The 10,461-nt window shown below is 63.4% G+C and carries 7 protein-coding genes; all 7 read right to left on the bottom strand.

The annotated features are described in order from the left end of the window. The coding region (locus tag QZ281_RS14985) for a carboxylesterase family protein (protein ID WP_292229724.1) at positions 1–660 on the bottom strand (660 nt) is incomplete at its 3' end. 2 nt (positions 661–662) lie between these two features. Continuing rightward, positions 663–2,972, bottom strand: a complete 2,310-nt coding sequence (locus QZ281_RS14980) for a glycoside hydrolase family 3 C-terminal domain-containing protein (RefSeq protein ID WP_292229721.1) — start codon at positions 2,970–2,972, stop codon at positions 663–665. Next, on the bottom strand, positions 2,969–3,646 hold the full coding sequence (locus QZ281_RS14975; RefSeq protein WP_292229719.1) for a TetR/AcrR family transcriptional regulator: 678 nt from the start codon (positions 3,644–3,646) through the stop codon (positions 2,969–2,971). Before QZ281_RS14975 ends, QZ281_RS14980 begins: the two co-directional genes overlap by 4 nt. After that, a complete protein-coding gene (locus tag QZ281_RS14970; RefSeq protein ID WP_292229717.1) occupies positions 3,643–4,956 on the bottom strand; it encodes a family 1 glycosylhydrolase in 1,314 nt (437 codons plus the stop codon). Before QZ281_RS14970 ends, QZ281_RS14975 begins: the two co-directional genes overlap by 4 nt. A gap of 269 nt (positions 4,957–5,225) precedes the next feature. Further along, positions 5,226–7,514 (bottom strand): TonB-dependent receptor, encoded by a 2,289-nt coding sequence (locus QZ281_RS14965; protein WP_292229715.1) that lies wholly within the window; start codon positions 7,512–7,514, stop codon positions 5,226–5,228. 187 nt (positions 7,515–7,701) lie between these two features. Then, on the bottom strand, positions 7,702–8,538 hold the full coding sequence (locus tag QZ281_RS14960) for a GDSL-type esterase/lipase family protein (protein ID WP_292229713.1): 837 nt from the start codon (positions 8,536–8,538) through the stop codon (positions 7,702–7,704). Positions 8,539–8,576: 38 nt separating this feature from the next. Beyond that, positions 8,577–10,461: family 20 glycosylhydrolase (locus QZ281_RS14955; RefSeq protein ID WP_292229711.1), on the bottom strand; the 1,885-nt coding region annotated here is incomplete at its 5' end.

Raw genomic sequence — 10,461 nt, 5'->3', positions numbered from 1 at the left:
TTCCCCCATCACCGTGACATTGGCGGGGTCGCCGCCAAAGACCGCGATATTGGCGCGCACCCAGCGCAGGGCGGCGATCTGATCCATCAGACCGTAATCGCCCTTGGGCTCGTCTGGATGTTCGGCGGTCAGGCCAGGGTGGCCGAAGAAGCCCAGCCGCCCCAGTCGATAGTTGAAGGTCACGACCACCAGCCCGCGCCTGGCCAGTGCGTCGCCATAGGTTTCAGGCGATGACGAGCCGCCGTTCACGAAACCGCCGCCGTGTATCCACACCAGAACCGGCAGTTTCTGACGAGCCGACACCCGTTCAGGACGCCAGACGTTCAGATACAGGCAGTCCTCTGACAGGGGCGCAGGCGGCGTCGCCTTGACGCCCGGTAGATTCGGCATCCGCCCCTGGAAACAGTCGGGGCTGAGGGCGTCCGCCTCACGCACGCCAGTCCAGGCGGCGACGGGTTGAGGCGGACGCCAGCGCAGATCGCCGACCGGAGCCGCCGCATAGGGCACACCCCGCCAGACGGCGACGCCGTCCTGAACCACGCCACGCACGGCGCCGCTCTGGACCTGAGCGACAGGCCGCGCCGGTTGTCCGGCATGGGCAAGAGCAGGAAGACCGGCGCCTAGAACGCCGACGAGGGCCAGAACGAGCGCCGGTTTCATGTTTACTGGTCCCCGGCGACGGTGCGGGCGATCTGAGTCGCGGCGTTCAGGCGAACCTGCGCCCGGCCTTCCGGCGCGTCGGCGGCGCGGCCGACGAAGACCTGATAGTCGCCGCCTGCACGACGCCAGTCGCTGGCGGCGCCATCCCACGAGGCCAGCAGGCGGGGATCGGCCTGCAGGGTGAGCGTACGGCTTTCGCCCGGTTGCAGCTCAACCCGCGCCCAGCCGACCAGACGGTGGGTGCGCCCCGGAGGCGCGGCGTACAGCTGGGCCACCTCGGTCCCTGCGCGGGCGCCGGTGTTGGTCAGGGTGACCGTCGCGCTAAGGTCCGCGCCGCCGTTGAAGCGAGCGTTGGCGTAGCGGAAGCTGGTGTAGGTCAGGCCATGACCGAAGGCGAACATCGGCTTGGCGCCGGTGCGTTCGAACCAGCGATAGCCGACGTCCGACCCTTCCGGCATGTCAAAGCCGAACGGCGCGACCGGCTTGCCCAAACCGAAGGGCGTGCGCTGGGTCGGATCAAAACCGGGGATTTCCGGCCGCGGCAGTTGCTCGACCGAGGCCGGGAAGGTCAGCGGCAGACGGCCCGAGGGCGAAACCTCGCCGGTCAGCAGCTTGGCGATAGCCTCGCCGCCGCGTTGACCCGGATACCAGGCCTGAAGCACGGCCCCGACCTTGGACAGCCACGGCATGGCGGTGGGGTTGCCGCTTTCCAGCACGGCGACCGTACGCGGGTTGACGGCGGCGACCGCGGCGATCAGGTCGTCCTGACCGAACGGGAACAGCATGTTTTCAGCGTCCATCCCCTCTTCTTCGGGGCGGGTGGCGAAGACGATGGCCACATCGGCGCTGCGGGCCAGTGCGGCCGCGCGGGCCGGATCGGAACCGTCGTCGAACTGAATGTCAGCGTCGGGGCGCAGAGCCTGAAGCGCCTTCAGCGGCGACGACAGACCATAGACCGGCGCCAGCAGGGCCGAGATGCCTTCACGCCCGCGACCATCACGGAAGCTGCCTCCGTAAGGCATGACCTGCGACGAACCGCCCCCGCCCGCCAGCACGCCACGGTCCGCAAACCCGCCGATCACCACGATCTTTTTGGCCGTCGCGGCCAGAGGCAGCAGATTGCCCTGGTTCTTCAGCAGAACGATACCCTGCAAGGCGATCTGTTCGGCGACGGCGGCGTTGGCGGCCTGATCGATGGCGCCGCCCTTGGTCGCGACATGGTCGATAGCACCGACAGCAAACAGGCTGCGCAAGATGCGATGGGCCGAAAGGGCCACGCGGTCAGCCGAAATCTCACCGGATTCGACGGCGGCCTTCAGCCCAGCGAAATAGTTCTCATCCTGCGGCGATTCCTGATCCAAACCGGCCTCAAGCGCCGTCTTCATGCTGTGGACCGCGCCCCAGTCGGACATGACCCAACCGGTGTAATTCCATTCATTGCGCAGCACATCGTTCAGCAGGAACGGGTGTTCGCAGGCATAGACGCCGTTGATCTTGTTATAGGCGCACATGACCGATCCGGGCCGGCCGCGCGCATTGGCGATCTCGAAGGCCAGAAGATCGGACTCGCGCAAAGCCCCCTCTTCGATCCGCGCGTCATGGACGAAACGGCCCGTCTCCTGATTGTTCAGGGCGTAGTGTTTGATGGTCGAGACGACGTGCTTGTCCTGAATCCCCGCGATGGTCTCGCCGATGATCAGGCCGCTCAGCAGCGGGTCTTCGCCTGCATATTCAAAGTTACGGCCGTTGCGAGGTTCGCGCGCCAGATTAACGCCCCCGGCCAGCTGAATGTTGAAGCCTTTGGCGAAGGCCTCGGCACCGACGACCCGGCCCGCTTCACGTGCCAGTTCCGTATTGAAGGTTGAGGCAAGGGCCAGGCTGGCGGGCAGAGCCGTCGCCTCGTCCCCGCGACGCAGGATGCCGCCCAGATTGGCCACGCCCAGGCTGGCGTCCGACATCTGTTGTGCGGGAATACCCAGACGCTCCACACCTGCGACAAAGCCCGCCGATCCCAGGGCGCCTATCGGTGTCTCCTTACGCATATTCTCGGGAATCGAGGCTGGCAGCGGCACGCCCAGCGACAGCAGGCCGAAACCCGACTGGGTCCGCAGCAACTGGATCTGCTCGTCCAGCGTCATGGCCGAAACCACCAGACGCGCCCGCTCGTCAGGCGACAGGGCGGTGTTGGACCAGGGCCGTGCGGTCTGCGCAGGCTGCGCAGGCTGCGCCGCGCCCTGACCAGCACTCTGGGCCAGCACCGGCGTGGCCGAAACCAGCACCGTGGACGCCAGCAGGATTCCCATCAACTTCATGAATTCGTTTCCTTTGGCTTTATTCGACCGCGCACGCGGAAGCCGCCCGCAGCGGGTTCGGGTTCGATTGTTTCGTTGATGCCGTAGGACAGCAGGCGACGAAGAAGCCGCACGGACTTGACCATCTCACCGGGTTCCTCGGCGGTCAGCTCGGCGACCGACAAACCGCGGATAGACCAGACGATCAGACGTTTCATGACCGGCGGCACGGGAATGCCCGCCGCATCCGCCACCCTGTCCACAGCGATGAAGGAGTCCTTTTCAATGGCGATCTGAAGCGGCTTCAGGCGACGGTTCAGTTCCTCGTCACTGCGCGCGCCCTGCAGGACCTCCAGCACCGCGACCCCCTCAGGCCGCGACAACACAGACCACATGACCTCAGGCAGGGACAAAAGCCGTTCCTTGGGATCATCAAACGCCGCCAGTCTCTCGCGATAGAGAACCATTTCCTCGGCGTAGACGCTCTCCACCACGAACAGCATCAGATCCACCTTGGTCGGGAACTGGTGCAGCATGGCGCCCCGGCTGACCTTGGCGTCCGCGGCGACAGCCATCGTCGTCGTCACCGAATAGCCGCGCGAATACAGCGACTGGATCGCGGCTTCGAGCAGGCGGGCGCGTGTCTCTGCGCTACGGCTTTCCTGGGTGCGGCGTGGCGGCTTGGGTTTGGTCAAGGTCGGAGATCTCCTGGCAGGCCCGCCCGCGCGATCCGCCCGAAATGAGCGGCGCTTGGCTTGGGCGTGCGTACGAAGCTGGTGCGGTCGACTGAGACCAACCCGAACTTCGGCCCAAACCCGGCGAACCACTCCCAGTTATCCAAGAATGACCAGTGGATGTAGCCCCGAACATCAATCCCATCGCGCATACAGGCGAAGACGCCCGGAACCGCCTTGTCGATGAAGGCGACACGGCGCGTGTCATCCTCGGTCGCCACACCGTTCTCGGTGACATAGATAGGCTTGTCCGTATGGCGCGCCACCAGTCGAACAGCCCCCTCAAGCGCCTCGGGCGCGAAGGGATAGTTCATCTGCGTCAGTTCGACACCGTCGGGATTGGGCAGATCGGCGTCCTTGCCGACCAGGCTGTAGGTGTAGTTCTGGATACCGATGAAGTCCCCGCGCGCGCGCAACCACGGCAGCAGGGCGTCCTCCAGCTTGGCGTCCACCCGGGCGTCCGGCGTCCCCGCCCGCTCTTCGTTCACCGCGACCGTCAGGCCAACCGGAACCCGCCCGCCCGTCTCGCGGCGGATGACGTCATAAGCGCGCTCATGCGCCTCGATGATGATTGGGGTCTGGATGCGGAAATCACCCAGAACCAAAGGCGCGAACTTGTCCGAGTTCACAGCACGCGCAGCCGCAGCACGCGAGGCCTGAATAATGGGACGGATCTGCTTGGACAGCGCCCCCCAGCTCATCAGTCCGCCCAGGTTCGGCTCGTTGAAAGTCGCCACCACGCCGAACAGATCACCCAGATGGCGGCTCAGGATTTCGGCATAGCGGACAAAGGGTTCGATCCCGTCGCGCGTCTCGAAACCGCCAGCGGCAGCGAACCATCGCGGCGAGGTGAAATGATGGAAGGTGACCACCGGGGTCATGCCATGGCTGCGGATCGCCTCCAGTACGCGGCGGTAATAGGCGATGGCCGCCAGTGAGATCTGTCCCTTTTCAGGCTCGATCCGGGACCATTCGATGGAGAAGCGGTGGGCGTTGAAGCCCAGAGACGCCGCAAGGGCGATATCTTCAAAAACGTGGTGATAGGCGTCAACGGCATCACCAGACGCCTCACGGAAGATGGTCGGCTGGACATGCTCCACGACCCACAGGTCGCTGGCCGTATTGCCGCCTTCGATCTGATAGGCCGCGCCTGCCGACCCCCACAGGAAGCCGTGCCTTGTTGGCGCGTTCGCCGTCGCGGTTCTGGTCGTTGCAACGACTGCGCCGCTCGCAGCCACGCTCGTGCCCAACAGCCCTCTGCGGCTCATCATCGTCATTTCGTACCCCTGCGAACAGCCTACACTCGAACCCTATGGAGCGGACCAAAAACAGTCAATATTGATTGTAACTTAAAATTCTGTCGATTTATTGCCGATACGCAGCAAACGGCCAAGCTGTGGCGAAGCGCCTCACCAAGCTCTCAACACAGTTATCGACAATTCGTCGAGAATCGTGTGACCGCGACGTCATCGCTCGCGGAGTCAAAAAGAACGGGCCGGACATTGCCCGGCCCGCGCCCAACCTGGGCAGGCTCAGAAGCTTAGAAGGCCACCGTCAGGTTCATGCCGACCGTGCGGAAGGCGTCAGGGCTGATCACCCGTTCATACCCACCCGCATTGAACAGGCTGAGCGAGGGGTATGCGCCGTAGAACATCTGATCCAGCAGGTTGCGGGCATACAGGCTCAGGCGCCACGAGCCGTCCTCACGACCGAAGCCGATATTGGCGTTGAGCATACCGTAAGCATCGGTGACAGATCGCGGATCAGCGGTGATCGCATAGGTGTCGTCGCGCCATGCCCAGTTGGCGCTGGCATCGATCTGCAGCCCGGTGCCAACTGAACGCTCATAGGCGATGTTCAGATTGTAGCTCCACTCCGGCGCGTTCGCGAGACGCTCTCCGGCATAGTTGGCCACCATGGTTCCCGCCGTTCCCGGCACCAGGTAGCAGCCCTGCCCGACGATCGGCGAAACAGGCTGCCCCGTGTAGCAGGGGCCGTTGTAGTCCTTGTAGGTCGCATCGCTGTAGGCCGCGCTGCCGCCAAAGGTCAGGCCACGGATGAGGCGGAAGGTGGCCTCCAACTCAACCCCACGTGCGCGCATCAGACCGGCGTTGGTTAGACCCAGGCGAGGCGTCGCGGACGTCAGATCCAGAGCCTGAGCCTGGAAGTCAGTGTAGTCGGCCGTGTAGATGGCGCCGTTCAGGATCATGCGGCCGTTGAGAAGCGTCGACTTGACCCCGACTTCATAGCTTTCAACCGTTTCAGGCTTTACGCGCTGAACCACGCCGCTGACGGAGTCGATGGCCGGCCCCTTATATCCCGTGGAATAGGTGCCATAGACCATCAGGTTGCGGCTGGGCGTGTACTGAATACCCGCACGACCAGACACATTGTCCGCACTGACCCCACCGCTATAGGGCAACAGAGTACCGTAAGTGGAGTATCCCGGCACCGGGTTGATCTTCAGTGATCCGGATGTGGAGTCATTGGTGTAACGCAGGCCGCCGATCAGCTTGAACTGGTCGTTCAGCGCATAGGTCGCCTGACCGTAGGCAGCGTAACTCTCCGTCGCCGAATGCTGAAGACGCTCGCCATACAGGACAGCCGGCGGTGCGAGCGGGTTACCCGTGACGAACTTCAGGAAGTCGCCCTTCTGGTTTGTGACGCCGTTGATGTCGGTCTTGAAGTAAAACAGCCCCGCGACATATTCGAGCCTCTGACCCGACGGTGAAGCGATGCGGAATTCCTGCGTGAACTGGTTGTTGTCCATCGAGCCGTCGCTATTGTTGAAGATGTTCAACGGCGAGTGATCGATGTCGGACAACTGCGACATCTCAGACTTACGATAAGCTGTGATCGACGTCAGCGTATAATCGCCCAGACTGTAATTTGCCTGCAGCGAAATGCCCTGGACCTTGGTGTTCGCGACCCAGTCGCCATCGTCATAGGCCAGGAAGGTGTTCTCGCCCGGCTTGACCGCATATCGGTCGAACAAGGCGTTGTATCGCGGATTGACGCCCAAGCTCTTGATGATCGGCGAGTCGCGCGCGAAGCCTTCCTGATAATCGGCGGTCAGCACAAACGACAGATCGTCCGTGGGTTGCCACAACAGCTTGCCGCGAATGCCCTTGTTGTCGCGGTCGCCAACATGGCCGCCGTGGTTCACATACGGAATCGCGCCATCCTGGGCCGTATAGAAACCCGAAATCCGGGCAGCCAGGGTCGATCCCAGCGGCACGTTGATGACGCCGCGCGCGACTTGTTCGTTACGCTCGCCATAGGACAGGCTGGCGTTGCCAGAGAACTCTTCCAGTCGCGGATTACGGCTGATGATCTGGATCACGCCCGCCGAGGCGTTCTTGCCGAACAAGGTGCCCTGAGGCCCGCGCAGCACCTCGACGCGCTCAACATCGGCGAAGCCGGTGGCGCCAGGGTCTCGCGGCAGGCCGATCACCACGCCGTCAACGACCAGACCAACCGTCTGTTCGACGCCGCCGTCATAGGTCTGGGTGCCGACACCCCGTACCTGATAGCCGCCGCCGTTCGAGACGGGGTTGGTCGAGGAAAAGGTGACGTTAGGAGCCAGATACTGGAGATCCGACACCTCGCGGAAGTTCGACTTCTCCAGGGTTTCACCCGAGACGGCGGTGACAGAAACCGGTACTTCCTGAAGACGCTGGGCGCGGCGCGTCGCCGTGACGACGACTTCGCCCAACTGGGTCGCATTGGCGCCTGCGGCTTCCTGCGCGCTGGCAGGCATGGCCACGGCCAGAACCGTCGCCACGCCCGTCGCCGCCAGCCAGGCCGCACGTCCGTATGATTTACGCATATTCCGTTCCCCTCGCATTATTTTGCTTTTGTTGGTCGAGACTCATGGTCTCGCCACGCCGGTTATAGTCAGCATTGCTTGTAAGTTGCCGCAAGCGTGAAATCGCTGTCAATCGGTCAGATGACGGATGCGTGACTGAGGGAACACCAAAGCGGTATGGAAAAGGCCGATTACGGGCCAATTGGTATTAGTTCACCACCGCCAGCAGCAACCGATCCATGATGACGTAAGCGTCTCGATTGGGGTGAACCCCATCGACGCTCAACTCACTGCGCATCCCGCCCCGCTCGTTCACCAGGGCTGCGTGGTAGTCGATGAAGGGAACGCCCTGTTCGGCGGCGTAGGCGCGCAGCCAATCGTTCAGTTCGATAATCTGGCCAGCAGGTTTAGCCCCCGGCCTCCAGAAGAAACGCTCTGCCGGCGGCAGCCCCCCAAGGACGACCGAAATCCCATTCGCCCGCGCCAGATCCACCATGCTCATGATAGTGTTCTTGTAGGCCTCAGGACTGGTCAGGCCACCGTTCCCCGCCACATCATTGGTCCCGGCGAGGATGTGCACCACGCGAGGTCGCAGCGCGATGACATCGGCACGAAATCGCACCAGCATCTGCGCGCTGGACTGGCCGCCTATGCCCCGCCCGACGATCCGCCGCTCGGCGAACAGGGGCTGATCCGCACGCGCCCAGTTCTCGGTGATTGAATCGCCGATCATGATGACATCAGGTCGAACACCGCTGGCCAACAAGGCCGCATTGTCTTCGCGATAAAAGCATAGACCCGGCCCATCCGCCGCCTCACGCGCTGTCTTGGCGGCGGCGTAGGCCTGAAACTCTGGCGTCTGCGCCAGAGCCATCATGGCGGGCAGATTCACTGCCCCCGGACGGATCATGGCCTCTTCAAGATCAAGAACTGGCTGAGGTTTGGGAGGCATGACGGGGCACGGATTATCGACCATGCCGACTGCAGGCGCGGGGTTTGCCGCAGCAACCTCCTGCGCCTGCGCCACCCCCAGCCCCGCAGCCATGGACAAGATCAGCGAAACAGCCCCTGCGGCTCCCGCCCTCATTGAGACGCCCCCACGTTCGACACCAGTCGATCCACCACCGGCGCCAGACCAATCAGCAAAAGGGCCGGCGGTTGCGGCACGCCACGGATGATCTTGGCCGACGACGATGACGCCTCAGAAGCCTCAACCTGTTTGGCCAACAAGGACCGGGCATTCGACGTCCAGGCTGCAGTCGGACGCACGCCACGCGTCTTGAAATCAATCGCCTCCAGACCGAGCACCGCAAACCGCGCCACCTCTTCGGAAATGGGAATGGCCTGCTCCAGGCTGTTTACGCCCTGGGCGGCGGCGATGAAGCGCGGATGGTTGTCGCGGTACTTTTCAAGCGCCGCCCGCAGGGGCGTTGCCGCCGACTGATCGCCCCGCGCGAAGGCGTCCGCCCAGACCGACATGCGGTACACATCCAGGCTGTCGGCATTGGCGATATCCACCGGTGCAGTCAGGCTGGGAAGACGCAGCGGTCGGCGCTCGCGCAGGGCCGCGAATACCTCGGCCAGTCGCCCCATGTTACGCACCGGAACGGTCGCATCCGCCAGCGTCATGACGGCTTCGACATCATGCGGCGCCAGTCGCGCGGCCATGCGGTAACGCTGGGCCTGATCCTGCAAACCCTGTACGCGCAGTCCCTCCTGCACCACGACGGCTCGGCGCATGGCGTCGTGCGGGTTCCTGACACTTTGCGGCGACCAGAACCGTTCGGCCAGCAGTGCAGCACGCGGCCAGAAGCGGTGATCGACCATCTCGTCCGTTACAGTCTCAGCCCACAGCGCTGCCTCCGCACCCAACACGAGGTTTTTCTGATCCGTCGTCAGGGGATTGTCAGACTTGGGACCAATGATCTTTTCGGGGCTGTCAGGCGGGGTGGCGTCCACATCCAGCGGATCGCGCGCATAGTGATCCAGCCCCGCCCAAAGCAGATCCAGATAATAGCCCGCCGAGACAACCGCCCGGTTGTTCTGCCCCGTGATGTGGGACACAGCCTCTGAACTTCTCCAGGCCTGAACCACGACACTGTCATCGATCGGTTGATCCGCGACCTCTTCCCAGCCCATGGTCGTCTTGCCGACGCCACGCACGATGTCATTCACTTCCTTGAAGAAATAATCCTGAAGCGCGACTGTGTCGGCGTAACCCTTATCCGCCATGAAGGCCACGATGGAGGGGTTTCTGGTCCAGGCCGTCGCTTCGACCTCGTCGCCGCCGACGTGGAAATAGGCGTCAGGGAATAGACCCGACATCTCCTCCAATAGCCCCTTGATGAAGGCGTAGGTCGCAGGCTTGGTTGGATCAACCGCTGCGCCGAACATGGCCAGGCGGTTGTTCGGGTCCACCGGCATGGCCGCCAGTTCGGGGTAGGAAATCATGATCGCGCCGGTGTGGGCTGGGAAGTCGATTTCTGGCACCACGCGAATGCCGCGATCCGCCGCATAGGCGACCAGCTCACGCACCTGGGCCTGGGTGTAATATTGCCCGTGCGAACCAACTTCCGTCAGACGCGGATAGCGCAGGCTTTCGATGCGGAAGCCTTCGTTGTCGCTGAAGTGGAAGTGAAGCACGTTCAGCTTGACCCGCTCCATGGCGTCGATCTGACGCTTCAGCGTGTCCAGTTCAACGAAGTGACGCGCCGTATCGACCATCAGGCCGCGCCAGGCGAAACGGGGCGAATCCTCAATCTGGGCATAAGGCAGGACAAAGCCGCCCCCTTGCGCCTGAACCAGTTGGCGCAACGTCGCCAGACCGCGCAGAACCCCATCCTGCCCTGACGCCGTCAGGCGCACACCCTCCCCGGCCACCGTCAGCGAATAGGCCTCCTTGGCCTCCAGCGTGCCTGCCGCCGGGTCTGCCGTCACTGCGATCACCAGGGCAGGTCCATCCGTCGCC

It is taken from the genome of Brevundimonas sp., from assembly GCF_018608325.1.
Classification (GTDB): Bacteria; Pseudomonadota; Alphaproteobacteria; order Caulobacterales; family Caulobacteraceae; genus Brevundimonas.
The sequence above is the reverse complement of the archived record's forward strand: the minus strand, read 5'-3'. Positions and strand labels throughout refer to the sequence as shown.